Origin of the sequence: Glutamicibacter sp. (assembly GCF_035257265.1) — a bacterium.
Classification (GTDB): domain Bacteria; phylum Actinomycetota; class Actinomycetes; order Actinomycetales; family Micrococcaceae; genus Glutamicibacter.
Window position 1 is genome coordinate 61054 of the sequence record NZ_DATEXC010000018.1, and the last position, 24901, is coordinate 85954.

Genomic DNA, 24901 nt, shown 5'->3' on the forward strand with positions numbered 1-24901 from the left:
ACTAGGTAACTGGATAATTAGCCGGCGACCGGTGCGGTGCTCGATAGGGTTACCTTCACGAAAGCGGAAGGTTTACGCACGGCCAAGGCGATACGCTCCTCGGCGCGAACCGAAATACGGTTGTAGTTGAAGTCATCCTCGTTCGAGTTAGTAGCTTCAACACGCACGCCACCCTTGCGGTAAACGGTTGCACCCTGCTTGCCAGCACCAACTAGGACGGTGCCCTGAGCGATGGCAGAGGTAACAACGGTGTTCTGGCCCCAGATACCCGGCGCGGCGTTGACCGAACCGTTGCCGTAAGCGCCAGTGAAGAAGCCGCCGGCGAAGTACTGGCCGTTGGCATCCTTGGACAGGCGCAGGGTCTGGTAATCAAGCGGGTTGATCACAAGACCGTCAGCAGTCAAACCGGTAGCGGTCTGAACCTTGGTCAGCGCACGGAAGATCGCATCCGCATTGTCAGTGTTATCAGCAGCGGCTTCGGTCTGCACGCCCACACGGTTTAGCAGGCCGCGAAGGTTCGGCGAAGTGCCCGAGCCATTCAGGAGCTGAGCCTCTTCGAACATGACCAGATCGTAGAGCAGGCGACCGTTGATCTCCGAAACCAAGAACGGCAGATCTTCCGCCATCTCGTCGTTGATCTTGATGCGACCGGCAATCTTGGTCAGCGCATCGTTGACCTGATCGTAGGTGTAGTGAAGCTGTGGCTTGAGGCCACCCTCGGCAACAGCTTCGAAAGCGCCTTCTTTCAGCGCTTCCACGTAGTACGTGATCGAAGTTGCGGTCAGAGTGCCAGTGCCAAGCCATGAGGCGATGGTTGGACGCTCACGGAAACCCTGAACGACAGTCTGGTCGATCTGTGGGTGCAGAGCGCCACCGTCGGCAAGAGCGTGCGAATCGCCGGCAGCCTTGAACTCCTGAGCGCCCAGCGAGAAGCGCTGAGACGAACCCTTGAAGTTCGCCAATTCCTGACCGAATGCCTTTACGGCATGGTCACCAATGGTCTTAGCCTGCACAGTTTCTTCCTTCTTCTTCTCGGGCATCTTTACAGCGCCCATAGCGTCAAGCTTTGCCTGCGCCTCGTTGGCCTTTAGGATCTGCTCATCGAAGGACTTAACCTCGGTGATCAGGCCGTCAATTTCTTCGACCTGCTCCGGGGTGAGATCCACACCAGCAGACTTAGCGGTTTCAGCGATGCCACGTGCCTTCACGGCTGCGGCCTCGCGCTTTTCCAAGAGAGTAGCCATGATGGCTCCTTTCGGTTATGCCCTAAATGGTTAGGGCGTTTATGAGTGCGAGTGCTGCATCCGGGTTTTTACGCGCCTTGACTTCTAAGTGGTCCTCAGCCTTGGCGGTTTCCCGCTCCTCAGCCTTGCCACTCTTCGGCTCCTCGCCGCTAACATCCGAATTGTCAGACTCAATCGAAGACAAGATTTCCCCCAGCGCCTCATGCGCTGCTTTGATCTTGGATTCGTTTTTGGCCGAAATAGTTCGACCAGCCTTGCTACCAGTTTTGACAGCAAGAAGTTCTGTTTCCTGATTGGCCCCTACTGGAACAATCGACACCTCATGGAGTTTCAGCTCTTGCAACTCCATGTGGCCGCCCTCCCAAGGACCGCCACCAACTTCGGCTTGTTTCACCACGTCGTACATAAACGACATTTGAGAAACGCGACCCTCTTTGATCAGCCGGTGCACCTGAGCGCCCTTTGCCGAATCAAGATCAAGCTGACCTTTAACGCGCAAACCGTGGTCATCCTCAAGGATTTCCACGGTCTTACCAATGTTCATGTCAGGATCATCGGTTCGATGCTGCCAGTAGATCGGGAACTGCCGGCCAGCGATAGTTGAAGTGAAAGCACCCTTGGCAACCACATCGCCATAAGAATCCTTATTGCCGAACACTGACGCGTAACCTATAAACTGCCCATCAGACAGGCCATCGCCCTCAGACTTAATCTCAGCTACGGTCGCTTTAAGTTTTGCCAATTTGGCACCTCCAAAATAAGCATGTTGAAAACGTGCCCAGGATTATCGAGGTCAGCATCGAGCCGGGACTTAGTATGGTCGTTCAAAAGGGTTGCGATTGATCCTGCATCAGGAACGCCGGCTACCGACAAATCAGCTTCAAGCTCACGCTTCCACCGGCCACCATCCCAACCCTTCGCAGAAATTACCGACTGCTGACGAACTAGGCATTTACGCCATAACTCCGCAACAGCTTTCTCGGCTTCCTCCACCGTTTCCACAGCTTCGGTAGATCCAGAGTCAGGAGTTCCAAGGTTCAGCGGAACAATCAGAGCATCCCCGCCATCAATCTTTGGGAGGTTCTGCAAGCGCCGCGCCTCATTACGAGTCATCCAAGGTCCACCGACTGACGAAGAGATAACCGCTGCCTGCTCTTCGAACGAGCCACGCAACTTCGCCTCAACGTTGAACTCCAAGAACACGCCAGCAGGAGCCCCGACGAGTGGTAGCAAGAAAGCGTTCAACCGGGACTCGATCATTGCGATGATCGGCCCCAGCGTGTCGCCGTAAAGACCGCGCCGAAACTCGCGAACATTCGAATAGTTCGCGTTATCCAACAAGCCGATCATCGTCGGGTTCACGTGATAAACCTGCGCAACAGTAGCCAACGAAAGCTTCGTCGAATCCGCCCACTGCTCATCAGCAGACGAGAAGCCGATACGCTTCACATCCATGCCATCCTCAAGCAACGGCATTCCGCCAGCGCGAGAACCCCTATCGCCCGTGAAAGCTTCAAGCATTTCTGTGAATCGCTTGCGAGCCGAACCATCCCACGACGGGGCATCCTTCGGACGAGTCACAAACGAACCAATGCGACCATTCTTCTTCCACAACTGCTTGCGGTGCACACGCGCATGATGCTGCTCTTCAAGCGTGAGACGCAGCGTCTCAACAGGCGAAGTAGAACATGTAGGATCGCCGGGGGTCCAGCCTTCGAACTCGATCACTTCGTCAGCAGTGAAACTCAGTTTCTCGCCATCGTTACCGGGTAACGCAACAACGAACTCATTCGAACCGTAGAACGAAGTAGCCTTCGAATGAACCCAACCAGCAGGCAGGTTATAAACCGAGAAGCCCTCCGGGCGGTTCATGTCCGGCGCACACCACAAGTAAGCTCGATCATAAAGAGCAATGTCGCCAACCAGCGCAAGAATCAAGTCGTAGCGGGTTTGTCGAGCATTCGGCTTCGAAATAATACTCGAAACACTATCCCCACGCACACGCTCATTCGAATCACCATTAGCCATAAACGTATGAAGACCAAGCTGGGCAATGTTGCGCGCAAGGAAATTAACCACAGTCCGCAAATGAGGCTGATTAGTCCACAGTTCTTCAATTGACTTATTGTCCAGAGACGACTCAGAAGACTCATTCATCGACCAATGCACCTGAGTCTGACCATCGAAACGCTCCGTAGTCATTCGCCCAGAAGATCCGCCACGAATCAGCCTGGTAAACGCATCCAATACACTCACACGCTCACCACCATTTGTCGTAATCTTGCCCATACGCCGTAGAGGCAACAGGAGTCTTATCAAGCATTTCTAAACCCCACAGGGCTTCCGTCGCAGCACAAAGAGGCGCAACATCGACAGGCGACTTAGCACGATTCCAAGCCCAAGTCTCACCTAAGCTCTTCTTTACTGCTTCACCCATCGCCAGCAGCAATGCCGGCTGATTAGTGAAGCGGACTGTTCCGTTCATAACCCGGTCATAAAACTGTGAACAAGAGTTCGTCAGGTCAGTACCCTGACAGGCGCGAACCTCAGTGCCTTCTTGTTCGATGTACTCGATCAAAGATGAAGCAGGAGCGCCACGGCCCTGAACCACAACCGAATCAGGCGTGAACTCAAGCCCACCCGCAAGCGTCTTAGCAACCCACTCAGTGCCAGCACGCTGAGCAATGATCTGCACCAGCGGAACACCAGCAGGCGTATAACCGGCCACCGCAAAGTAAGTCATCGAACGGTCATGTGAAGTGTCAACAGCAAGAACCAAAGGAGACTCAGGATCAAAGTCAGCAGAATCGTCAACGCACGCAGCAATAGCCTCCGCAGAGAACGGGCCATCAGAAGAAGCTACAACCCACTGGCAAAGATTCTCAGTGCGGAACACGTGCTCCGGCACCCCGTCATCGCCACCAGCACCAACGAGAGCGACCTTAGAGGCCATCATCTCCTCGGTAACGTATGCAATCCCGTTCTCGTCCTCATAGCCCATAGACGGGTTAGCCCAAGCCCAGCCGTCACGGTCGTGAATATCGCAATCATCAGGTGCGGACCACTCGAACAAGCCCATTGTGGTGTCGTGAGAGTTTGCGAAATCCTCAACGGATTTCACGCCAGACTCAACATACTTTTCCCAGTCAGCAATGCGATCCAAGCCCTGCTTGCGCAAGCCACGCAAAACAGCAGACTTCGCAGTGCCAGCATTAGACACTGCTATGGTCTGCGGTGAGAAGCGAGCATTCGTAGTGTTGGTCAACGCCGACCAGGACTCCCAATCGCGCTGCTGGCGAAGCTCATCAAAAGCAAGATCAGTAACCGACAACCCACGGCCACCATCGTCCGAAGCCGCCTCGCACTTATAGCGGGCACCATTCGTCAGCTCCAAGAACTTATTGCCGTTCACATTGGACTTGCGCTCAATGTACCGGCGTGCACCCGAACGCTGCATCGCCTTTACCGTCAAATCCAAGATCTCCTCAGCCGCACCCAACTTGTGAGCAGCGCCAAGGATCAGCGCCGGCTCATCTTCCGGGCCCTCCCACATCAGCATCCGCCACAGAAGGCGAGTAGACATGATGAACGACTTCCCGTTCTGGCGAGCGACCAACAGAAGAACAGTCTTGAACCGCAACTTCGGGAACGTGTCACTCGAAAATGAACCCAACGCCAACTCAAGCGAATGAATCAAAAACCACTCTTGCCAAGGATGCAAATGGCGGCCAGCAATCTTAGCGGCCTCAATAGCCTCGAAACCAAGTGAAGTCTCAGGAGTAAGCTCACGTAACGGCTTAGTCCACAAACGCGGAACAGTACTACCCAGCCGCCCGCTTCTTGGCTTCACGCTTGCGCTTGAGTTCATCAACAGGGTCAACCTCCACAGCCTTATCGCCGGTCAGCGCCCGACGCGAGCCAGGAGTCAAGCCCAGCGCCTCGCAATAACGCAAGAACGTAGGCAAGGAAGTGTTGTCATTAGCCGGAACCTTAGGTCGAGACTCAGTTTCAGAAGCATCCTCAAGAGCCCAATCAACGATCTGATCCCACGCATCAATCTTTCGAGCCAACGCCAACCCAGCAGAAACAGCCGCAGCATCCGCGCCCTCAGAATCAATATGCTTCGCAGCGGCAACCGCAGCAAGGAAACTCTCGGAAACATTCACAAGAACCTCCTGCTACATTGTTTGGTACAATCACGCACGCGACCCCGGATCAAAATGGCGGGGGGAGAGAACAGGGGCACCCGGGATCTGTCCGTCGGAAATACTTGGTAGTGGCGTTTGGGCCCCTACCCTTTGAGCCAGTTGCGTTTGAGTGTTCCGAGTCCGCCGACCTGCATTTTGTTTGACCGTTTGTTGTTGCATCGGCGGTGACTTGCTCGGAAGTTTGCGGGGTCTTCGGCGTGTTCGGGGTGCGTGGAGCGCGGGTATAGGTGGTCTAGTTCGAAGGCTTCGTCGTCTGGCCATGGGATGGTGTAGTCGATGGGCATGGAGCATAGCCAGCATTGCGCTTGCTTGTCGCTGCATGCGTCAAGGAAGGCTTTGCGTAGTTGGCGGTATCGTCTGCTTGTTTGTCCGTCGCCTGCCATACGCTCACCACCACCTCTTGTTGTCACCCACGCTGGTTGTCCGGTGCCAGCGTGGGCAACGTTGCGCCGGTCTAGTAGCCGTCGCGCTACCCTTTGCAGGTTGTGACGGTAACTCGCCTGACTCGCATCTATGGTTGGCTCAGGGTTACCGTCAGGAATGATCGGGCAGGTGTCGCTCGATTACCTTGAAGATCAAGCGCTAGTCGCTTGGCCGGTAATGTCGTGGCGATCCTTCACTCATTGGAGTGTTGACCCGTCGTGCGCTACCCGGTCACGAACCGGCGAGGACATACCTAGTAGCGCTTGCCCACGCACAGTTTGGGGTCTGTGGTCTGAGCAATTGGCGGTGTTGTTCTGGCAGAAACCGCAGTCTGCCCTCATGCCGTTTGGGCATAAAAAATGAGCCCCAACCTTTTGGTTGAAGCTTCTCGCTTTGGATACACGTATCCGCAGTTGACTCAAGATTAACAGTCATCTGGCGCTAGTGCAACCAGCAACCATCCCATTTCCTTTTGTCCTTTCCATGTGGCGGTGCATCCTTTGCATTCGACTGACCATTCGCTTGGTGGGAGCAGTGTGTCATTGTCTAGCCAACAGTCTGCGTAGAGGCATGTTTCGCGCTCTGTGCCGAATACTTTTTGTTGGCATGATGGGCAGGTTATGCCATCTAGCCGGCGTAGTTTCTTTGGCCTGAGCATGGTTTCGATTTCTTGTTTCGCCCATTCGAGCTTTTCGGTGAACCATAGTTCCCAGTCTGCTTCGTGAGGGTTCTTGCCGATCAGTTCAACGCATGTCTCAAGTGTTGGCGGGCTTTGTCCGAAGCGGTCGGAGTATCCGGGCTTGATGGTCTCGTCAATCTTTTTCAGTAGCTCTAGTGCTGTGGCGTTTACTAGGATGCGTTGCTTGCTGGTAGATCCTCCTGCGCCTGTGTCTGATGATCCACTAACTGCATCCCGCAGTTCAGACAGTAGCGACGGAACTTTACCGATGCGCCCACCGATTGACTTGAGGTGCGGTTCGGTTAGCTCTTGCGCGAGTGAACGTAGGGTCACGGCTTCTCCTTCAACGCTCGTTCAAAGGCTTCGAGTTCTAGCTCTGTCCTTCGCTTGACTTCTCGCTTCTGTTGCTCAATTTCTCGGCGCACCTGTTCGAGCATTTCTTCTTCCTCAACACTCTTGTCATAGGTGTTGGATGCTCTGATGTAGGCAGCTCCCACAGGCCAGATAAGACCTAGAAGCACGCTGGTTGCGAGTACGAATGATCGATCCCTGTAGGCTTGTCGCTCATCCATTGCCGCGAGTCGCACCACGGCTAGCTTTGGCGTGACCATTAGCCATCCGATGCCGAGATAGCCGATGATGCTTACCCAAACGATTAGCGCGGTCATCACTTCCCCTCCTGGATGGTGATTGGGGTGTTGGGGTTGACGAGGATTTGTTCGAAGTCGGCGAAGAGTATGGCAACTTGTTCCCCGTCGTGCTCTACGTTGATGACCTTGGATTCCTGACCGTTGAAGATCAGCGTCTTCCCAACGTGCAGTCCTGAGAGTTCTTTGGCGGTGATGTTCACTTGGTTCCTCCTAGTGCCTTTGGCGGGTAGTCGCCTAGTAGCTTGTGTTCCCATGGGCGTTTAGGGTCGAGCCCTTGTGCGCGCTTCAGGTGGTCGATAGTTTCTGGTTGGCTCATCGTGTATTCGGCCAGTTCGAGGATTCGTTTTTCGCTGAGTTCGCTTACGTACATTGCCCGCCAGACGAGTTTTTGCGAGCCGATGATTTTCTTTTTGCGCAGTTGCAGTTCGTACCAGCGAATTGATGAGTTGTATCGGACGCTCCAAAACAGTCCTTCTGGGAGTTCGGGAAGCCCGGCTTTTGGGTCGATGTTCATGGTTTCTTCCTTGTTTTCGTGGTTACAACGTTTTAGTTGTGTGCGTGTGGGAGTGTTCTGCTTGGCTGGTTGCGCCTTCTGGTTGCGGCTCGTTGTATTCGCCGCTACCAGTCCAGAACCTTGTGATGAGCACGATCCCGCAGACTATGTTCACTAGCAGGTTGAGCGCTACGAGGGCGATTAGTAGGGTCATTTTGCGTCTACCTCTCGGATGATGTGGTGGTACATGGCCTTGACGTGGCGTGCGTCTTGGAGGGCATCGTGAGCGCCTTTCTCCTGCGTTGGTAGTCGGGTGATGCCTGTCCATGCTGATAGCGCTCGCACGTCGTTGGTGTACTGCGGGATGGGTGCTGGTACGTCGATCATTCGCCCCCAGAGTTGCGACAGCACGAGGTGGTCATAGGATGCGAACCATGCCCATAGGTCCGGTGGAGTACCGCTAGCCGTAAGGAATGCGTACACCTCGTCACGAATCTGCGTCTTGGGCTTCCAGAACTGTTCGTCTGGTAGTTGCTTGATGACGTTTTCGCGCAACCAAGGCTGAGTGTCGTTGATCCATTCGAAGGGTGCTTCTGCGTTGACGCTGTAGTGCATGCGGCCGTCTTCGGCAACGATGCCGATGCTGATCAGTTCGACCGAGTGCCCGTCGTCGTAGAACTCGGTGTCATAGAAATACTTCATCTCGCTGGTATCCCGTCTTTGATTTGGTTGGTGTCGCGGTCGTAGTAGGTGTTTGCTAGCACCCTTTCCGCGTGCTGGCAGTCGTCTAGTACGTCGCGGACTCGCACGCATTCGGCGTATGCGAGTTCGGGGTTGTCAGGATTCCCGGCCTGCATGATGAGCATCTGTCCGAGCATGAGCGCATACGTTCCAAGCGGTGACTCTTCAATGCGGTAGGTCATTTCCGTTCTCTCCTTTTGCGTCGTTGCAGTCGTGCGGTGTGGGCGGTTTGGGCGTAGTAGGCGTCAGGACTGGCACCCATTCCGGCTCGCTCCCAGTTGGCATGCAGTCGGCCTTCCATGCGGATCGACCTCTCAATCGCTACCCGGTACGTGCGGCGGGTGAAGGTCATTTGGTGGGCTCGGTTTTCCAGCTGACATGAACACGTGTATGCCCGGCGTCCTTCCCTACTGCGAACCTTCCATCTACGCGAATGGTGGCGTTTTCAGGTGCGCCCTGATCTTCGAGAAGTTGGATCATCGCCTTGAGATCCTTAATGCTTGCCTTGTCACGATGCAGGGTTAGCATGTGGTCTACTGCTAATCGCTTTTTATCTAGGGTTAGTTGCTCTTGGCGTTCACTGGTGATAATCAGCGCTTCGCCGAGGTCTTGAATGTTTTCCATAGTGTTGCCTTTCGTTGCATAAAAAGAGCGCCACGATTGAGGCGCTCAGGTGGTGCGGTTACTTGTTGTCGTGTGCTTTGGCTAGATGGTCACTCGGTTGACTCGACACTGGATCAGTGGAATGTAGTCGGTTTCGCGTTCGATGCCGATTACGTTGTATCCCTCGATTAGTGCGGCTTCGATGGTGGTTCCTGATCCTGCGAATGGGTCGAGTATGGTTCCGCCTGCGGGGGTTACCAGCTTGGCCAGATACCGCATGAGGGCTAGTGGCTTCACGGTTGGATGGGCCACGCCGTCCACGTTCGGACGCTCCGACTTCGGCGCCTTTGCCACGTAGAAGAATCGGCTGGCCCCGCCGGAGTCTGTCCGGTGAGCTTCTAGCCCCTCCTGTCCCTTGAACTTCCCATGCGATGTCCTAGACTTGTCGGCTCCTCTGGATTTGGAGAACGCCCCCGCGCTAAGGGTCCCACTCTGCTCGTCCAGCAGTTCGGCGGTGTGCTCGTCGAGGATGACGTTCGCAGGCCAGCGACCAGCGGTGCTCGCGGCGGTCGTTTCGCGGTGCCTTTCGACGGTCTCACCCATGATCCCGGCACGCTTTCCGTGGGGGCCGGTTGACGGCTTCCCGGCCGGCTCGTCGTGAGCCACCCGGCAAGCGTCCACGTTGATTGCTCCGGTTCCATGCTCTAGTACGTTGCCCGCCACGGTCCCCGTGAACGGCTTCCGAGCCATGACCGCCGGTTCATAGGCGGGCTTCAGCGCGGTTCCCCAGCCCTCCCACTGCTGGGCTTCGGAGGTGCTCTCGCCCTCGCGGGTGAGTTTGTTCTTGGTTACGTTGTAACCACCTCGCCCGTCATCGCGCATGAAGCCGACGCCGGAGGCGGGGCTGGCGGAGAACTTGACTCCGGCCATCTTGTCAATCGCCTTGGAAATATCATGCGACTTCGGGAATCCGGAGCCGTAGAGCCAGAGCACGCCGTCGCGGATTTCGAACCCTGCATCCTCGATAGCAACAGCGAGCCGATGCCATGTTCGGGTTCCGCCAAATGCGAGGATGTGTCCACCGGGTTTTAGGACTCGAAAGCATTCCCGCGCCCATTCCTCGCCAGGTGGCAGCGCGTCCCACTTCTTTCCCATGAAGCCCAGCCCGTATGGCGGGTCGGTCACGATCGAGTCCACGCTGCCTTCTGGCATGGTTCGCATGGTTTCGATGCAATCCCCGTGATGCAGCGTCACGTAATCATCTTGGTAGTACGGTTTCATTGTTATTTCGCCTCGCGTGCTTTGGCGAGTCGTTCGGCGGCTGCTTGGCGTTGTTCGTCGCTCATGTTGACTTGGCGTTTGAATCCGGTGAGCGGGTCGAAGTTTTTTTCGTGGACCCGGTATTGCGCCCATTCGTTTTCGTTGGTGATGAGTTCGGCGCGTCCGGCTTCTACTTCGCGATTCAACCGGCTGATGTGTTTCTGCCGGTTTGATCCGATGTAGTAGCACCGGTCTGCTTGGATTCCGGTGACGGTGGTTTCTGATTCTTCGAAGCTGGCCATTTCGTTGGCTCCTTTGGTGTTTGGTGACTGTCATGGTCACGAGAGTTTGGGTAAGTGGTGTTTTGCGAGTACTTGGCTGCGCGTCGCTCTACGGGGCGCAGGAGGCTAACCAGCGGGTGCTAGCCGTTCGAACGTGAACACGATTGCAGGATCACCCTTACCGCCGTACCTGTGATCCGGTCCGTGAACATGATCGAAACTGTCATCAACCAGCAAACCGGCCTCCACGAAACCATCGACCACACTTTTGGTCGTATCAGCAAGGTTGTTCGGGTCAAAACGTCCCCGGCGTGGTTTCCAAATGTGCGCCACAATCCTGACCGGCGTTGGCATAGCGCTCATGCCGCGAGCTGCCACGAAGCCAGCCAGCCGCCACTGCTTCACCAGGTTCGCCTTCGCCATATGGTGGTAACGCTTATTCGAATTAATGAAGTCACACGGCGCAGGAATGCGGATCTCGATCATGTTTCTCCTTGCAGTGTTTGGTTATTCCGTCGAGTTGCCGGCGGACTAGCTCTCGTTGCTCCCTGCGGTGGGCAGTGAGACTGTCCTGGCACTTGTTGCATAGTCCGTCGCGGGTTAGGCACTTCCAGCACTTGCCACGCCACGGATCGTTACGCCGCACAAGCCACCCGTCGTAGAGTGGGCGGCAAGTTTCGCAGAGATTCAAAACAATCTCCCTAGTTCTTCCGCGGCTGGCTCTACGTCGGCCCAGTCTGATTCGGTCCATGAGTAATGCGATTCGTCGTTTGGTCGGTCTGGGTTTGCGAGCCAGTAGCGCGTTATTCCTTGCTGCCCGCCATAGTTTTCGGTTACGCCGCGAACGAGCATGATCTTCGCCGGCTTGTAGATCCGGCTTTTCGGTTGCGCGTCCATCGGCTGGTAGATCGTATGGCGCACAAGATCACCAACTGCCGGCAGATACGTCATTGCTCGCCGCCAACAGAAAAGCCACCGTCTTGGACAGTGGCTTGGTAGTTTCGGCATGTGGCTTCGAGTTCGATCAGGTACTCGGCCATCACTTCTCCGAGTCGCATGGGCTCGGCTAACTTTTCTCTCATTGGTTCAACCCCGGATCATGTGCGTTCGAATAATGGCCTTGGAATATGAGCTGCAGCGAGCCGGTTCGTCCTCGTCGGTTCTTGGCTACAGCGATTTTCATGTCTACGCTGGCTTCTCCGTACGGTTCGCGGTGCAGAAGAAGCACAACGTCCGCGTCTTGCTCGATTGAGCCTGATTCGCGCAGGTCTGACATTTGCGGGAGCGCGTCGGTTCGGTTGGTACTGTTTCGATTGAGCTGCGACAGGACAACCACCGGGACCGAGTACTCCATTGCGAGGATCTTTAGCTCACGCGACATGTCCGAAACGAACTCATGGCGCGGTCGGCGATCATTGTTCGGCTGCGACATGAGCTGCAGGTAATCAACGACAATGCCGGCTAACGGCTTGCGTCGGTGCGTGGATCTGATGAACCGCTTGATCTCAGTGATGGTTGACGCGGGTCGATCAAGCACTGCGAGCGGTCGAGTGGTTTGCGCTTGAGTCCATGACGCGATCTTTTGCCAGTCGGCAGGCTGCAGGCTTCGTTCCATGAAACGGTTCATCGGTATTTTGAGTTCGTTCGCCATGATGCGCAGGTTCAAATCGTTGCGACTCATCTCCAAGCTGATAAACGCCACAGATCCTTGAGTGAGCATCGCTTGAGCAAGCTGCACGGCTATTACTGACTTGCCCACTGCAGGCCTAGCTCCTACGACGTACACGGCTCCCGGCTGCAGTCCGTTGATGAGGTCGTTCAGTTGCGGCCATGCGGTCGGTATGGCGCGCACTTCTGATTCGAGCAGGTCAATGGTTTCTTCAAGCGTCTCAGCAAGGAAAGTGACTGGCGCTGAGGCTTCTTTCGCTGCAGCATCATCGAGTGTTTTGCGCGCTTCCTCCACGACTTCCGGTGAGCCGCCATTACTTTCGGCTAGTTCGTGAATTTTCCTTCCTGCCTGCATTAGCCGGCGTGCGATGGCTGCTTGGGTGACGATGTTCGCGTAGTGTCCGACGTTCGCTGCAGTGGGCGTAGTCTCCATCGCTTTCGGCAACAGTGCAGGATCAACCCGTTCGCCTGCAGCTTTCAAGTACCCGCCAACGGTCACCATGTCCACAGGTTGCCCGGCAGTTTTCATTGCGGCCATTGCGCGGTGAATCTTCTCGTGGAGCGGTTGCACGTAGTCTGCAGGATCAAACTCAAGATCATCGAGCACTGATCCGCGTGAGAGTAGAACGGCTCCGAGGATGGATAGTTCAGCGTTGTCGAGGTCGGACACTAGGGGCTCCTTTCGGGTATAAGAAAACCGCTAGGGGCTATCCCCATGCGGTTGCTTGTTTCGGTTGTGCTTTGGTGAGCCACATTGTGAAGGCTGCATTCCAGTTGGCTGCTCGTCGGTCGTGCGCTTCGGCATGGAGTTTGAACGCTTCGGCTACTTCGGTGACGTTCAAGTTTTTCTCTCTTGCGCGCCGCTCGTGTTCTGCAGTTGGTGACCAGTTTGCTGGTATTGCTATCGATGGTTTTTTCCTTGTCTTCTTTTCCTCCTCTGCAGGTGACTCAGAATCGAAGCCGACAAAAGAAGTATTAGTAGTAGTAGCTGTAGTAGTAGAAGTAGGCAAGGCTACGGCTTGGTCGCCGCTTTGGGTTGCTGGCGACCCCGTAGGCAGGGGTAAAGCTTGGGCGCCGCTTAGGGTAAATGCGTTTATGTCCTGCCCTTCGTTCTTCAAAATGGAAACGACCTTCGGTGACTTCCAGGCCGCCCACTCAGGATGTTCCACAACTAGCCTGTGCAACTCGTAGGCGATAATGTCTTGGATTTTCTTGGACGATATCGTGGCGTAGGCGTTTGCCATCGAAACGGAAAGCTTCGGCTGCTTGAGGATGCCGTCATGGCGAAGGTAGGACCGTATAACTACTTCTTCGGACTCTTCGTCAACGAAGATAAATCGTGCCTTTTGTAATACTTCTGCGTCGCGGCTAATGCTTTCCCTCGTGGTGTCCGGCGAGAACATGGACAGTCGCGCCGGCCGCCAGTCCACAACTCCCGCGTAAGTGATCGACGGGTGAGATAGCAGGAGCAGGTATAGGTATTTTGCGGACTGTGGCAGTTCCCTCCAATCTCGATCTCCCCACAGGCTAGTTCCAATATTCGCTTGCTCTCGTGCCACTTTTACCAGCTCAACTTTCCATAGTGATTTGTCGTAGTTTTCAGAGCCCCTGCCAGCGGTCCGACAAATTCGAGCAGTCGAGGATCTGATATTCCGTTGTGCGAGGGCGACTCTTGCGTGATCGCCCTCTGCTCTAAGATGTGCGCCGTTCGGCGGTCTTCATAGAGTTCGAATACAACCGTGCGTGTTATCGAAACCCAGCGCCTGCCCACGGTGCTTTTATAGTGTTGCCTCATGCGCAATTTGGGGTCTACGGTGATTCCGATATAGAGCAGATCGCCGCCATCCGTGTAGGCCCTGTAGAGCCATGCCGGTCGGTCGTCAAGTTTTGGTTGGCAGGTGCACTTGCAGGTGCATCCCGTTGTTCCAAGTGCCAAGGTTTTTACCTCCTTATTAGTTGCTGGATGTGCCCGGTGATGACTTGCTCTTGGTTGTCTAGGTGGTCTTCTAGGACGGCTTTGTACCCTTCGTCTTCTGGGCGGTAGTCGTCTTGGGTTTCGTCGTCCCAGAGTGACCTTGTGTGGGTTTGTGCCCGCCAGTTGATGAGTCCGAGGATGTTCATGCATGACACGTCTGATGGGCGTTGCTTGGCGAGGTTCCAAACACGGGCTTGCAGGTTGAGGAACTCGGGCTTGAAGTCGTCATTACCGTGCTCGCGGAAGTAATCAGTGAATAGGTTTTCAATGAAAGTCACGCGGTCCTTGTAGGACAGTTCGCGACTCGTTGGCATGGTCATTTGAGCTCACCTGCCAATGCGATGTAGCCGGCTACGTCCACGAGAGAGTCTTCGTGTCCGGGGGTGTTTGCTAGTCGGCTCATTTTCAACTGCACGAGCGCGTAGGCTACGTCTTCGGCGGTGAGTGGTTCGGATAGTTTCTTGCCGAGTTGCGCGTTCCAGAGTGCTGCGATGCGTCCGAAGTTTTCTTTGGGGTGTCCGTAAGCGTCTGCCCGGTCGCCGTTGATCAGACTCTCGGCGGTGGATAGGATACGGGCACGCTCATTCTCGGCTTCCACTTCGGTGTGAACCTCAGTGTCAGGGGCAGGGGTTGGTGCGTGGCAAAGGTCGACTGGTTGATACCATCCGGAATTACCATTGCTAAAATCGACGCGGTACGGAAAGGCCTTACCTTCTATGAGGCCAATTGTTCCGATAAGTTCGCCGTGAATAATTTTTACTCGGCTGCCCAATTCAAACGGTTTATCAAATTTCATTACCACTGGTACTTCTCCTAGTCCTAGAATTTCTGAGTTTTTGAACATGCGTGCCCCGGCTTTGAATGTGAAGTCGCCTTGCCGGTTTGGGATGCCACTGTCAGTAATTTTCACGGTGATTTCCGTGCCGTCATGGTCGTGGATGCGCACATAATCGCCGGTCTGGTATTGCTGACTCATTTCTTTCTCGCTTTCATGACGTTGCCTACCGCTTGATTCGCGGTGTGGTCGGCGTGGGTTAGCCGTATCGGTGTTCGGATTGCGTTTAGGTGCTTCACGAGATGGCATACGCAACGCTTGTTCCGGCACATAAAGTAAGGCGCTGCACCCGCGCAACATTTGTCGCACTCCGGCTTATCGAGGGTCACTGGTTAGCCTCGGCTTTTTTGCGTGCCCGGTATGCACGGTTTTCTTCATTGACCGCATCGGCGCATGGGTCGCAAACGGGCTCACCGTATTTCTTGTGCTGCCGATAACCAGTCATCGATCCGTGCTCACGATCAGCCACCACCGTGACTCGCCTACGCCTCGGCACTGGAGGTTCTAGGCTGACAACCGGCTTGCCACGGTTCATCCAGTCCTTGCACACTCGGCAGTCTTCGCCGTCTGCTATGTGCTCCTTGATGCCCCTATCGGTCGCGCAGTACATGTACCCGCTCATTTGTAAGTCCTTTTGGTTATGGTTTCGGGGCTGGCATCGTGTGGACGCCAGCCCCGAAAAGTGGGATGAAAAAAGCCAGCGCGTCATGCACTGGCTGGGAGAGTTACTTCTTCAAAACTCTCGGAATGACTCCCGGATTTCCGAAGATGCATCGTGCCGCGTATACGGCTAGGACGAGCTGCCAGTAAGTTAGCCCAAGCTCTGGGAACCATGCGGCGGCGAACCACCAGATAATGAGGGTTCGGAATGCTAGCAGGAAGAGCATCATGAACACTTTCCCGAACCATCCCGCACTATCTAGCGCTGGTGAGACGATCTCTGCTTTGATGTACGACTCTGACATTTGATTACCCTTTCTAGGCATAAAGAAAGCACCAGTTATAAGAAACTGATGCTTGGAGATAAGTTGGGGATAACTACTCGCCTAAGAGGTCGCGACGACGCTTCCCCGGCTTGTTCGTTGGGGTGATGATCGTCAGCACCCATAGCCCTAAGTAAAAGTGAGTTCTACGTTCGGACCATTCGCCCCAGTGGGACCATGAAGCTCCGAAAAGTATGTTGTCGATGCCTCGCTTGCCCCACTCGGTTCTTCCGGCGTTCCAATTGATTTCGACCTTCATGCGGGGATTATCTGCGGGATTCATAACTTCTCCTTAGAAGGCTGGTTTGTCGTTCGGCTCGCCCCAGCCACCTTGCGGGTTAGCGTTCGACTGCCACGGATCGTTACCCTGATTCGGCGCGTTCCAACCCTGCGACGGCTGCGGGTTCTGCTGTGGTGCGGACTGCTGTGGTGGCTGGGACTGAGTGCCACCTCCACCATTGCCACCGGAACGATTCGTGCGCGTCACCTTGGCAGAAGCGAACCGGAGAGAAGGGCCGATCTCGTCAACCTCCAACTCCATGACAGTTCGATCCTCACCCTCCTTGGTGGTGTACTTGCGCTGATGCAACCGACCCTGAGCAATAACCCGCATCCCCTTAGTCAGCGTCTCCGCAGCGTTCTCCGAAGTTTCGCGCCACACTGAACACCGGAGAAATAGCGCTTCCCCGTCTTTCCATTCGTTGCTCTGCCGGTCAAACGTGCGCGGGGTGGAAGCGATGGTGAAGTTTGCGACCGCTGATCCGCTTGGCGTGAACCTGAGCTCTGGATCTGCCGTCAAATTCCCGATTACCGTAATTACTGTTTCGCCTGCCATTTACTTGCTTTCCTTTCGGTGGTCGCCGTATATTGCGGCGATTGAGTCACTGAGAACCTTGGCTAGGTGCGCTGATTTCACTTCAATCTCCTCGGGCATACCGTTATTCGGGCCTCGCAACTCTGCCGTCTTCGTGTATTTCAAGCCCGGATCAAGCTCGATCTGAATGGTGATCTTGTCCGCCATGTTTATTTACCTTCTTCGTTTTCGTTTTCGCGTACTGCTGCGAGGATCTTTTGCGCGTCCTCAGCGCTGATTTTGTTCGGGTGATCCCACTGTTGGCCGATGACCTGACCGGCAGTGGCGAGCATTGCCTGTGGGTCGCCCGTATAACCGGCCTCGGTGAGCGCGTTACTGATCGCCTGCCACTGCGCACGCCACGGCTCAGTCACCGGCTCGGATAGCACGTCTACGTGGTGTGGGACTGTTTTCTTCTGCGAAACACGCTTAGGCACAGTGAAAGCCTTCTCAATATGCGAAAGGGCGATAATCTCCACACCACCCACAGCTTGACCCGCGTAAACAACCTCAGGATTATTGACCAGCTTCACTAGTCGACCAATCCAATCGTTAGTCTCCGTGCCCCATGCCTTAGCGATAATCCGGCGCATACCCAGCGACGGAATCCAAGGTCGACCATTCATCCCCACAAGGTCAATGATGACCGGTTTGGTGCCGTCTCCCTGGCGAACGTTTTCGATGGTGGCGACGATTGGTGCGCCACTCAAGTCCGCGGCATTCAGCCTGTCGGATTTTGCTAAGAGAGTCTTTGAAATATCCATTAGAACGTGAACTCCGTATCTGCGTAGTGGTCGATCCATACTGTTTCGGGTGCGCCTGCGATTGAGTGCAAGTACCAGCTGATGGCGTTTCCTGCGTGTGCCTCGAAAGCGCTAACTGCTTCGAGGATCACGCGGTGCCATTCGGGATCCGGGTAGACGCGTTTCACGAACAACGGCATGCCACCGCTGTAGCTCACGTAGTCGATCCATTTGCGCCCGGTGACCAGCAACCCCATTTGTAGTTGCGCGACGTTTCCGCTCGGGATTGTTCGAGTCAAGAATTGGCGTAGCTGAGTTTTCTGGTCGCGGGATTTGATTTCAATTAGGCCGTCATCGCCAACCAGTCCGTCGGGTGAATAACCTAATTTGAATCCGTGGTCATCGTTGACGATGAAGCCGACCTCAGTAACTGGCGCATGATTGTCTGCATACACGGCTCGTGCGTAAGGTTCGTCGTCCACGCCTCGCTGCATTGCCCGGTTCATCGGCATAAATTCCACGCGCCCGGTGATCCGCTCGGCTATGAGCGTGTTCATGAGCGTGTGTGCCATGTCGCCGTTGGACACTGTAAGGGTTTGAGTGTTCTTCGCACGAGCCAATTCGGACCGGGTTGGGTGCATCGTTTTGATGCGCTTCTGCTCCCCGGCCTTAGTCGCTTTGCCCCAGCATGGCGTATCGGCCTCGGCTTGGCACTCTGGGCACTCGTAAGCTACTGCTCCTAGCGTTTCCTTGGTGACCAGTGCGCCCACGGTAGACGCTGTAACAAGGCCGCAACGGGCTTGGAGCCACTCATCGGTGCCTTGCTCTAACTTGTCATAGATCGTTGTCGCCACAGTCGGCCTCCTCGGGCATAAGAAAAGCCGAATCGTCTGATTTGGCTTGGTCGGTGATCGGGGTGCAACAACCGCAGTTCTGGTCGCACGCTTGGCTATAGGGGTGCGTGCTCACAACCCGCATCCTTTGCTGGTGTCTTGGTGTGTGGCGAGTCGGTCTAACGCGAGCGCCATGAACGCGGCCTCGAACTGTTCACCGCACGCAACGCACTTGGTGGTTACAGTCGGCGCACCATGCATCGCCGCGTCGTGCTTCTCATTAGCGCCCATTGGGTTCGTCTCCTAGTAGTTGCTTGGCCTCGGTGTGCGGGCATTGCTCGCCGGGTTTCAGGTCGAGGTAGCCGTGTTCTTGGCATCCTCCGTGGTGGTCGAACCAACACGCGCCGGGGTCTGTCATGTCGCGCACAAGCTGACGCAACTGCGCCTCCCGTTCCCGCATGTGCTTTTCCAGCACCTCGGATAGGTGGGCGCGGTATTCGGCGTTAGGTCGCCACGTACTGTCACAAGCGCAAACCGTGTCATCAGGTGCATTCGCAAGCGGACGGTGGGCTGTCAGGATTTCTTGAATGGTCATGGCTTCACCTCCGGGCGGTACAGCACACGGGCGGGGAGGGTGATCTTTCCGGTCGTGTAAATGTGCTCCGCGTTGGCTATTGCCCACTCTGAGCCGACGATTGAGGACTTCTCCACCATTTGCAAGACGCATGGATCGCCGTCGAGAATCACCGAACCAGCCGGCAACTTGTCGAGTTCTTCCACGCTGTTCACTACCGGCTGGGCGACGGCGAGGTAAGCGGACACGGCGGCGCGAGCTACAGCTACGTGCATTTCCTCGGTAGGCAAATTGCCATAGACGGTGCCCATCGTCGCCTTAGCTGCCGTTTCGAGCGCGTCCGGGTTTAGCGGGGTGTTAGGCATTGTTTTCTCCTAGTCCGAGGCGGGCGCGAATGTCAGCCCAGACGGTTTCGTATTCGATCCCGCCACCGAACGTTTCGACGTACGCAATCAAGTTCGCTGTCCGTTGCTCGTAAGCGAGGGCGAGGGTGGCGTTTGCCCTCGTGCCTCCGGGGTTTCGCGGATCGTCCTGCGCAAATTCTTCATACGGGTTGCCGGGTAGGTTGCTCATTTGTTTTCCTCTCCCATCTCGATTGCTTCGGCGATCATTCTTAGGTCTTTTGCAATGTCAGCGTCATGTGGGTGCACGTCGCTTTGGGTGTCAATGTCGATTGCGAGGGTTCCCCAAACCCGGTCCACGCCGATAACAATGGTCGTGTTGCTGGCACGTAGGGTGGCTGCCACGACGCACGCACTCCCCGAGTCGTGGCGGTTTACGGTTACGCCAGCATGAGTTGCAGGTTGTGGTTTCATTTGTTTTCCTCTTTCGTAGTAGTGCGCGCCATGCGGTCGGCGTAGGCGATAGCTTCGGCCCACGTGTCGAATTCTTCTGCCGGGTGAGCCCCATGCCAGACGTGGGAATAATGCTTACCCGCAGTGACCTCGTACCGGCCACTGCACGTCCTAACATCAATCCGCTCCGTCCGATCCACCCCGTCTGACCATGTGCCGTCGATAAGGCGATAAGGGCCAGTGCGTTCGTGGTCGTATTCGCAGGTCTGGCAGTCCTCCGGGCAGTCCGTGTGGTCGATGTGCACGCAGCGTACGCACGCGCTGCACGGCGGGCTTGCGTGGCACCGGCAGTCATGACACTCAGCCACGTTCCTCACCTGCCATCCCTGCGTCGGCCAGCTTGCGAGTTTCGCAGGGGTATGCGGTGTGGCAGTTAGCGCAGATCGTGTACTTGATCCAGTTGCGTGGTTCGGCATAGTCAACGTCGTAAGATTCGGGGCGCTCGCCACGCTTCGGCTTGTGCAGTTCTTGTATCTGCTCCAACGCGGTGCGCATGACCGGGATTATGGGTTTCATGACTGCTCACCGTCCAGTGCTTGTTTGATCATCTTGAGGTGGGTTGGGGTCAACTGGTTGACAATCGCCTCGGCCTGTTCGAGGCGGGTGATTAGGGCGAGGACGGTTGGCGGGTCGAACGTGGCGATGTGGATTGCGTCTGCCCAGTGCGGGATCTTCTCGTCATCCGCGAATTTGGTTGATGACTTCAAGGAACGCCACGCAACCTTATTGGCGATTGCAATATGGGATTCCCCGACAGATGGATTCCAGTGCACCCACTCGCCCGGTGTTGCTTCTTCTGCGATCTTGCGCAGGTTGGTTAGGTTTTTCACGCCGCGCTCCTTTCAATTAGTGCCCAGATCATGAATGCTACGAAACACAGTCCGGCGAGGATGAAGTCAAACTTTAGGTAGTCCATGCGCCGACCAAGCCGATCAGTGTTGAGCCGAACAAGAGGGTTACGAGGGCGATTGCTTCGATCCAGTAACCGGTGGGGAGGTTGTCAGCGTCAGAATGGCAAGTCATTGATTCCCGCCTTGATAGCAACAACCTCAGACTGTGTGCGGATCAGATCAGCTTTCGACTGCAACCGGTCAGCACGCACATTCATCGCCTGAATCTTCCGACGCGCATTAGCCTCAGCAACGGGCACGAACTCGCTGACTTCGGCCTCCATGATGGTCACCGTCGCGCCCCAACGCTCGGCACGCTTAGCACGCTCACGAGCTGCCGAACGAGACTTGAACATGCCACCCATGTTCGGCCAAACAAACTTGTAATCATCCTCGATAAGGTCAACAGCCCACTGAGTTCCACTGTTTGCGCGATCATCCAAGAAGAACGCCCAACCACTCGGCTTCCAGTCTGGATTCTGGATCAAGGTTTCCGCGTAATCCCACGTCGAGTAACCCCACTCTTCTGGCGAATCATCAATAGCACTAAGCTCCGGGAAATGCTTCCAAAAGTTGACTTTCGCTTCGGATGGAATGTCAGTGATAACAGCTTTGTAGAGACGCATTAGGAGGCCTTCTTGTCGTTGTAACGGGTTTCGAGGAACGGGATAGCCTTGTGCAACGAGCCATACTCATCAACAAACTTGGCCACGTGACGCTGAATCGCCTCAGCGCCAGGAATCGTAATCTTCAACGTGTGCATCAGCTCGCCACCGAACCGCGGCACATCAGCGTTTTGCACCCGGTCAAAATACGGCTTCTTATGCGAGAACTCTGAATACCGGTTGCGGTACTCTTTCTTCTGCTTCGAATCAGACCAGCGACTACGAGACTCGGAATAGATCCACTCGGTGAAGATCAAGCATTCGCGTAGGTCCTGCTCGCCTACTTTGAGGACGCTTGCCACAGATCGGAAGCTGAGCTTGTCATCGTCTGAGCAGTACGTGTCCCAGAAGTTCACCTTTGGCGCGTCGGCCTCAATCTTGGAACTCAGTGCCAGCTTCTCGCTTTCCGACTCAAGCACCATGCGTGCAAGGTCGGATCGGGTCAGCTCGGCGGGGCGAGGCGCGCTACTGAGTTGCTGAGCCATCTTGAAGAAAGCCTCGACAAGGTTCGCCTTGAACTCTGCAACCTGATCGGTATTGCGCATGAAGGTCATGAGCAAAGTTGACTGAGGCTCATTCAGTAGGGCGACGCGAACCTGCGAGTTGTTATAACCAGCTCGCGTTTCAAACGCGACCTGTCCGAAGCGCTCCAGCTTCGCCGTGTGCGTCGAGATGCTTTCGAGAACATTCTTATGTTGAACGCCAGCACCCTCGGCGATCTGCTCGGAACTTACAACAAGCCCGAATCCGTTGTGCTCGATGGTTGGTACAATAGGATTATTCATTTTGTTTCTCCTTGAAACGACGAAACCCGCTAGTGACTGCTAGCGGGTTTTACTTTTGGGGTTGGGTTCTTCTAGTCATCGTCTACCCCGTAAAGTTCGGCGTAGGCTTGCTGGGCTGGGGTTGGAAGTGCTTGGAGATAGGCTGATACGGCGATGCGAACAACAGCAGTGTGCATTTCCTCGTCCGGCAGGTCGCTGTAGACAGTAGACATGACAGCTTGGGATGCCAAAAGAAGCGCATCGGGGTTTAGTGCGGGTTGGTTAGGCATTGGGGATCTCCTCATATTTCCAGAGCACAGCGTCGGGGTGCTCATTGATCAGCTCGACAGGGGCGTTGGGCGTTGGCGTGATGGGGTATTTATCGAAGTCGTAATATGAGTCTTCAAGCCCAGAACCATTCACCCATTCACTCAGCCAGCAGTCATGACCGGTGGTTAGCTTGTGTTCCCCGCTATGGTCTCGGCAGCCGGCGGTGTCCCATTCTTCGGGTTCGCAGTTTGGACGTTTCCGGCAGTCTGCGTCAGGAGCTTCATGACATTCGATACTCAATCCGCTCACGCTGATCTTGTGCCCGCTCATTCCCCTGCTTCCTTGCTTAGTTCGCGTGCTTTGAGGGCAATCTCAACGAAAGCATTCTTATTCGAAGGGCATGTGCGGTAAACGCGTTCTAGCTCCGCCGCGTGTTCTTCCAACTCGGCCTGCTCCTTAGCTTTAGCGGTGATGCGTTCCTGCACATCGACGACTTCCTGAAGCTTGTGCATGGCATTGAACGCGAGGACTTCGGGCACGCTCATGTCATCGGACGTGTCGCCATACCCCGCCACTTCTAGCACCGCCAGAGCAATAGCGGGTGCGTCGAACGAATGGAGCGTAAGGCCGCTTCGTCCGGCATCCTTGTACTCGATGCCTAAAGTAAAGTGTTTGCCTAATTCCTTCACTTGCAATTGTCTGGTTTTATCAACGCTATTGAATGTGTTCATTTGCTTTCTCCTTGTTCGACTAGATCAATAAGCGCCACAACCACATTCGCGCTAACGACCTGCGCATAAGCGTTATAGCTTTCGACATATTCTCTGGCGGTGCAATTATCAGAGCTTGCAACAGCGAGGAACTTCTCAGCTGACTCTTTGATTGCGACCAAATCTAAGGGCTCTATTGTTTGCGTCATTACCTTTTCCTTCCTCTGGATATTTCTTCTTGTACTCATCCCTCAATGCCACATCGCGGTCTCGCCAATACCTGTAATCAGTAGCAAACGAACCAAGCCCTACACCCTTGGTAACTTTGTCCGCGACGATCACAGCAAGAAACATGTACTTAGTGGCAGCTTCTTCAATCTGAGCAACAAGTAACTTCCGATTAGCCTCAGTAACCCGATCAGCCAGATTCACGCTGCCATCAACCTTCTCTCTACTGACTTGTGGTGGCCACACTCGTTAGGGTTCATCACGTGAGCAACCGCCGTTTCGCCGGTAATGTCGCTGTATTCCTTGTCGTAAGCGTTCTTGATGAATTCGGCAGCTTCAACGGCCTTGTCTTTACGGTCATTGAAGGCGCGCTCAAGACGGCGTGCAGTCTTCTTCATCTCTGAGAACGTCGCTGTTACACCGTTGATGGCGTTATAGCGGGCAAGTTCAGTGAGGAAGTCGGGTGATGGGTTGTTTTTGGGCATGACAGATAGTCCTTTACTTTCCGCAAGAAACACGGAAGGGAGGGTGAAGGGGTAATGCGGGGGTGGTGTGATGCCTAGATTTAGGCGAAAGGGTCGATCATGCCGGTCTCTTCATTCACAACCGGCTTGGAGTTTTCTTGCTTGATGTAGGCGATGATCGCCTTGATATTGCTTTTGTCTAACATGATCTTGTTGCGACTGAGGCGGGTGCAGTGATTTGTTGAGATCCGGCAGTAGCGGCGAAGCTCGGTTGGTGTCATCCCAAGTTCCGGGGCCACATCCTCTGGTGACCGCCAATGGGGGAGTAGGTCTTCACTCATGCCGACACTGCCAGTTCTTCGTCTCGACTGATCTCTGCCCGTCGCACCAGCTCGGTGAGGCTTACGCCGAGCCACTGTGCGGCTTGGAACGCTTCTTCCCATCCGAAGGTGCGTTCGCCATTTAGTCGGTAGCTCGTGGCACGCTGTGAGATATGGATGATATTGGATAGTTCGGTCTGTGTTTTTCGCTGACGACCCATCTCTGCTCGGATTTCCGAAGCGAGTAAGTCGTGCATGTTCTTAGTTGCCATGCATTCAATCTAGAAGTTTTCTTTTAGGAAAGCAACCCGTAACTTGCGTTCTGTCGTAATTGTTCTAAACTAAAACCATGACGACTAGTAAGAAGCTCTCAGATATCGAACTTGCAATCGCCTCCGTAGTACGCGGAGAACTTGCCAAGCGTCGCCTGAGTGCCAATGCCTTCGCTTCAAAGCTCGGCCTCTCGCAACCAGCATTGAGCGCCAAGCTTCGCGGAGGTACCAAATTCTCCATTGGGGAACTGGAAGCTTTTGCTAGCGAACTAGGACTGTCGCTGAGCTGGGTCATTATGTCCGCAGAAAAGCAGTTGCAGCGTGATCCGTCCGCAGTGTACGGACTTGCAGCAGACCAGCGCACCGACGCAACCGACCGCCGCCAGGAGGGCGAGCAGGAAAACCCGTAAGGAGGAGT

At 55.1% G+C, this 24901-nt stretch carries 47 protein-coding genes; 1 reads left to right on the forward strand and 46 read right to left on the reverse strand.

Annotation, left to right across the window (positions count from 1 at the left end; translation table 11 throughout):
- Positions 1-17: 17 nt before the first annotated feature.
- The 46 genes from VJ369_RS03200 to VJ369_RS03420 form a co-directional block, all read right to left on the reverse strand.
- Positions 18-1244 (reverse strand): phage major capsid protein, encoded by a 1227-nt coding sequence (locus VJ369_RS03200; protein ID WP_324090696.1) that lies wholly within the window; start codon positions 1242-1244, stop codon positions 18-20.
- 22 nt (positions 1245-1266) lie between these two features.
- Positions 1267-1986, reverse strand: coding sequence for an HK97 family phage prohead protease (locus VJ369_RS03205; RefSeq protein WP_324090697.1), 720 nt, complete (start codon positions 1984-1986; stop codon positions 1267-1269).
- Positions 1962-3401 (reverse strand): phage portal protein, encoded by a 1440-nt coding sequence (locus VJ369_RS03210; protein WP_324090698.1) that lies wholly within the window; start codon positions 3399-3401, stop codon positions 1962-1964. Before VJ369_RS03210 ends, VJ369_RS03205 begins: the two co-directional genes overlap by 25 nt.
- Before the next feature lie 103 nt (positions 3402-3504).
- Positions 3505-5112: a terminase large subunit domain-containing protein gene (locus tag VJ369_RS03215; protein ID WP_324090699.1), complete on the reverse strand. Its 1608-nt coding sequence runs from the start codon at positions 5110-5112 to the stop codon at positions 3505-3507.
- Complete coding sequence (locus VJ369_RS03220) at positions 5066-5410, reverse strand: terminase small subunit (protein ID WP_324090700.1); 345 nt, start codon at positions 5408-5410, stop codon at positions 5066-5068. Before VJ369_RS03220 ends, VJ369_RS03215 begins: the two co-directional genes overlap by 47 nt.
- Positions 5411-5535: 125 nt before the next feature.
- A complete protein-coding gene (locus VJ369_RS03225) occupies positions 5536-5835 on the reverse strand; it encodes an HNH endonuclease (RefSeq protein ID WP_324090701.1) in 300 nt (99 codons plus the stop codon).
- Between the two features lie 464 nt (positions 5836-6299).
- Positions 6300-6887, reverse strand: a complete 588-nt coding sequence (locus VJ369_RS03230) for a DUF7341 domain-containing protein (protein WP_324090702.1) — start codon at positions 6885-6887, stop codon at positions 6300-6302.
- Positions 6884-7225, reverse strand: coding sequence for a hypothetical protein (locus tag VJ369_RS03235; RefSeq protein WP_324090703.1), 342 nt, complete (start codon positions 7223-7225; stop codon positions 6884-6886). Before VJ369_RS03235 ends, VJ369_RS03230 begins: the two co-directional genes overlap by 4 nt.
- Entirely contained in the window at positions 7222-7404 is a 183-nt protein-coding gene (locus VJ369_RS03240) for a hypothetical protein (RefSeq protein ID WP_324090704.1), read from the reverse strand. Before VJ369_RS03240 ends, VJ369_RS03235 begins: the two co-directional genes overlap by 4 nt.
- Positions 7401-7718: a hypothetical protein gene (locus tag VJ369_RS03245; RefSeq protein WP_324090705.1), complete on the reverse strand. Its 318-nt coding sequence runs from the start codon at positions 7716-7718 to the stop codon at positions 7401-7403. Before VJ369_RS03245 ends, VJ369_RS03240 begins: the two co-directional genes overlap by 4 nt.
- Before the next feature lie 189 nt (positions 7719-7907).
- Positions 7908-8399 (reverse strand): 3'-5' exoribonuclease domain-containing protein, encoded by a 492-nt coding sequence (locus VJ369_RS03250; protein WP_324090706.1) that lies wholly within the window; start codon positions 8397-8399, stop codon positions 7908-7910.
- Positions 8396-8620 carry a hypothetical protein gene (locus VJ369_RS03255; RefSeq protein WP_324090707.1) on the reverse strand — a complete coding sequence of 75 codons (225 nt, stop codon included), beginning with the start codon at positions 8618-8620 and terminating at the stop codon, positions 8396-8398. Before VJ369_RS03255 ends, VJ369_RS03250 begins: the two co-directional genes overlap by 4 nt.
- A gap of 166 nt (positions 8621-8786) precedes the next feature.
- Positions 8787-9062: a hypothetical protein gene (locus tag VJ369_RS03260; protein WP_324090708.1), complete on the reverse strand. Its 276-nt coding sequence runs from the start codon at positions 9060-9062 to the stop codon at positions 8787-8789.
- A gap of 81 nt (positions 9063-9143) precedes the next feature.
- A complete protein-coding gene (locus tag VJ369_RS03265) occupies positions 9144-10322 on the reverse strand; it encodes a site-specific DNA-methyltransferase (RefSeq protein WP_324090709.1) in 1179 nt (392 codons plus the stop codon).
- Positions 10323-10324: 2 nt separating this feature from the next.
- Positions 10325-10603 (reverse strand): hypothetical protein, encoded by a 279-nt coding sequence (locus VJ369_RS03270; RefSeq protein ID WP_324090710.1) that lies wholly within the window; start codon positions 10601-10603, stop codon positions 10325-10327.
- Positions 10604-10708: 105 nt separating this feature from the next.
- On the reverse strand, positions 10709-11068 hold the full coding sequence (locus tag VJ369_RS03275; RefSeq protein WP_324090711.1) for a hypothetical protein: 360 nt from the start codon (positions 11066-11068) through the stop codon (positions 10709-10711).
- A gap of 201 nt (positions 11069-11269) precedes the next feature.
- Entirely contained in the window at positions 11270-11533 is a 264-nt protein-coding gene (locus tag VJ369_RS03280) for a hypothetical protein (protein WP_324090712.1), read from the reverse strand.
- Positions 11530-11664, reverse strand: coding sequence for a hypothetical protein (locus VJ369_RS03285; protein WP_324090713.1), 135 nt, complete (start codon positions 11662-11664; stop codon positions 11530-11532). Before VJ369_RS03285 ends, VJ369_RS03280 begins: the two co-directional genes overlap by 4 nt.
- A complete protein-coding gene (locus VJ369_RS03290; RefSeq protein WP_324090714.1) occupies positions 11661-12920 on the reverse strand; it encodes a replicative DNA helicase in 1260 nt (419 codons plus the stop codon). The genes VJ369_RS03285 and VJ369_RS03290 overlap by 4 nt, the downstream gene beginning before the upstream one ends.
- A gap of 37 nt (positions 12921-12957) precedes the next feature.
- Entirely contained in the window at positions 12958-13653 is a 696-nt protein-coding gene (locus tag VJ369_RS03295) for a hypothetical protein (RefSeq protein WP_324090715.1), read from the reverse strand.
- Positions 13654-13811: 158 nt separating this feature from the next.
- Positions 13812-14186, reverse strand: coding sequence for a GIY-YIG nuclease family protein (locus VJ369_RS19135; protein WP_414652613.1), 375 nt, complete (start codon positions 14184-14186; stop codon positions 13812-13814).
- Between the two features lie 5 nt (positions 14187-14191).
- Entirely contained in the window at positions 14192-14545 is a 354-nt protein-coding gene (locus VJ369_RS03300) for a hypothetical protein (protein ID WP_324090716.1), read from the reverse strand.
- On the reverse strand, positions 14542-15201 hold the full coding sequence (locus VJ369_RS03305) for a DUF6378 domain-containing protein (protein WP_324090717.1): 660 nt from the start codon (positions 15199-15201) through the stop codon (positions 14542-14544). Before VJ369_RS03305 ends, VJ369_RS03300 begins: the two co-directional genes overlap by 4 nt.
- Before the next feature lie 184 nt (positions 15202-15385).
- Positions 15386-15682, reverse strand: coding sequence for a hypothetical protein (locus VJ369_RS03310; protein ID WP_324090718.1), 297 nt, complete (start codon positions 15680-15682; stop codon positions 15386-15388).
- A gap of 103 nt (positions 15683-15785) precedes the next feature.
- Complete coding sequence (locus VJ369_RS03315) at positions 15786-16025, reverse strand: hypothetical protein (protein ID WP_324090719.1); 240 nt, start codon at positions 16023-16025, stop codon at positions 15786-15788.
- A 73-nt stretch (positions 16026-16098) separates the two neighbouring features.
- Entirely contained in the window at positions 16099-16326 is a 228-nt protein-coding gene (locus VJ369_RS03320) for a hypothetical protein (RefSeq protein ID WP_324090720.1), read from the reverse strand.
- Positions 16327-16335: 9 nt separating this feature from the next.
- Complete coding sequence (locus VJ369_RS03325) at positions 16336-16878, reverse strand: single-stranded DNA-binding protein (RefSeq protein ID WP_324090721.1); 543 nt, start codon at positions 16876-16878, stop codon at positions 16336-16338.
- Complete coding sequence (locus VJ369_RS03330; protein ID WP_324090722.1) at positions 16879-17064, reverse strand: hypothetical protein; 186 nt, start codon at positions 17062-17064, stop codon at positions 16879-16881.
- Between the two features lie 2 nt (positions 17065-17066).
- Positions 17067-17660 carry a hypothetical protein gene (locus tag VJ369_RS03335; protein ID WP_324090723.1) on the reverse strand — a complete coding sequence of 198 codons (594 nt, stop codon included), beginning with the start codon at positions 17658-17660 and terminating at the stop codon, positions 17067-17069.
- The gene (locus tag VJ369_RS03340) at positions 17660-18493 is read right to left on the reverse strand and encodes a lambda exonuclease family protein (protein ID WP_324090724.1); all 834 of its coding nucleotides are present in this window, start codon (positions 18491-18493) and stop codon (positions 17660-17662) included. The genes VJ369_RS03335 and VJ369_RS03340 overlap by 1 nt, the downstream gene beginning before the upstream one ends.
- Positions 18494-18604: 111 nt before the next feature.
- A complete protein-coding gene (locus VJ369_RS03345) occupies positions 18605-18763 on the reverse strand; it encodes a hypothetical protein (protein ID WP_324090725.1) in 159 nt (52 codons plus the stop codon).
- On the reverse strand, positions 18753-19067 hold the full coding sequence (locus tag VJ369_RS03350; RefSeq protein ID WP_324090726.1) for a hypothetical protein: 315 nt from the start codon (positions 19065-19067) through the stop codon (positions 18753-18755). Before VJ369_RS03350 ends, VJ369_RS03345 begins: the two co-directional genes overlap by 11 nt.
- Positions 19064-19411, reverse strand: a complete 348-nt coding sequence (locus tag VJ369_RS03355) for a hypothetical protein (RefSeq protein ID WP_324090727.1) — start codon at positions 19409-19411, stop codon at positions 19064-19066. Before VJ369_RS03355 ends, VJ369_RS03350 begins: the two co-directional genes overlap by 4 nt.
- Positions 19404-19619 (reverse strand): hypothetical protein, encoded by a 216-nt coding sequence (locus VJ369_RS03360; protein ID WP_324090728.1) that lies wholly within the window; start codon positions 19617-19619, stop codon positions 19404-19406. Before VJ369_RS03360 ends, VJ369_RS03355 begins: the two co-directional genes overlap by 8 nt.
- Positions 19616-19861: a hypothetical protein gene (locus tag VJ369_RS03365; protein ID WP_324090729.1), complete on the reverse strand. Its 246-nt coding sequence runs from the start codon at positions 19859-19861 to the stop codon at positions 19616-19618. Before VJ369_RS03365 ends, VJ369_RS03360 begins: the two co-directional genes overlap by 4 nt.
- A gap of 339 nt (positions 19862-20200) precedes the next feature.
- Positions 20201-20416 (reverse strand): hypothetical protein, encoded by a 216-nt coding sequence (locus VJ369_RS03370; protein ID WP_324090730.1) that lies wholly within the window; start codon positions 20414-20416, stop codon positions 20201-20203.
- Positions 20413-20730 (reverse strand): ead/Ea22-like family protein, encoded by a 318-nt coding sequence (locus VJ369_RS03375; RefSeq protein ID WP_324090731.1) that lies wholly within the window; start codon positions 20728-20730, stop codon positions 20413-20415. Before VJ369_RS03375 ends, VJ369_RS03370 begins: the two co-directional genes overlap by 4 nt.
- A gap of 176 nt (positions 20731-20906) precedes the next feature.
- Positions 20907-21416 (reverse strand): hypothetical protein, encoded by a 510-nt coding sequence (locus VJ369_RS03380; RefSeq protein WP_324090732.1) that lies wholly within the window; start codon positions 21414-21416, stop codon positions 20907-20909.
- Positions 21416-22240: a Rha family transcriptional regulator gene (locus VJ369_RS03385; protein WP_324090733.1), complete on the reverse strand. Its 825-nt coding sequence runs from the start codon at positions 22238-22240 to the stop codon at positions 21416-21418. Before VJ369_RS03385 ends, VJ369_RS03380 begins: the two co-directional genes overlap by 1 nt.
- A gap of 71 nt (positions 22241-22311) precedes the next feature.
- Positions 22312-22509, reverse strand: a complete 198-nt coding sequence (locus VJ369_RS03390; RefSeq protein ID WP_324090734.1) for a hypothetical protein — start codon at positions 22507-22509, stop codon at positions 22312-22314.
- Positions 22502-22819, reverse strand: coding sequence for a hypothetical protein (locus tag VJ369_RS03395; protein ID WP_324090735.1), 318 nt, complete (start codon positions 22817-22819; stop codon positions 22502-22504). Before VJ369_RS03395 ends, VJ369_RS03390 begins: the two co-directional genes overlap by 8 nt.
- The gene (locus VJ369_RS03400; RefSeq protein WP_324090736.1) at positions 22816-23220 is read right to left on the reverse strand and encodes a hypothetical protein; all 405 of its coding nucleotides are present in this window, start codon (positions 23218-23220) and stop codon (positions 22816-22818) included. Before VJ369_RS03400 ends, VJ369_RS03395 begins: the two co-directional genes overlap by 4 nt.
- Before the next feature lie 135 nt (positions 23221-23355).
- Positions 23356-23631 (reverse strand): hypothetical protein, encoded by a 276-nt coding sequence (locus tag VJ369_RS03405; RefSeq protein ID WP_324090737.1) that lies wholly within the window; start codon positions 23629-23631, stop codon positions 23356-23358.
- Entirely contained in the window at positions 23628-23912 is a 285-nt protein-coding gene (locus VJ369_RS03410; RefSeq protein ID WP_324090738.1) for a hypothetical protein, read from the reverse strand. Before VJ369_RS03410 ends, VJ369_RS03405 begins: the two co-directional genes overlap by 4 nt.
- Before the next feature lie 80 nt (positions 23913-23992).
- Complete coding sequence (locus VJ369_RS03415) at positions 23993-24232, reverse strand: hypothetical protein (protein ID WP_324090739.1); 240 nt, start codon at positions 24230-24232, stop codon at positions 23993-23995.
- Entirely contained in the window at positions 24229-24483 is a 255-nt protein-coding gene (locus VJ369_RS03420) for a helix-turn-helix transcriptional regulator (protein ID WP_324090740.1), read from the reverse strand. Before VJ369_RS03420 ends, VJ369_RS03415 begins: the two co-directional genes overlap by 4 nt.
- A gap of 77 nt (positions 24484-24560) precedes the next feature.
- On the opposite strand from VJ369_RS03420, the gene VJ369_RS03425 reads away from it, so the two are divergent.
- Positions 24561-24893, forward strand: a complete 333-nt coding sequence (locus VJ369_RS03425) for a helix-turn-helix transcriptional regulator (protein ID WP_324090741.1) — start codon at positions 24561-24563, stop codon at positions 24891-24893.
- Positions 24894-24901 lie beyond the last annotated feature (8 nt).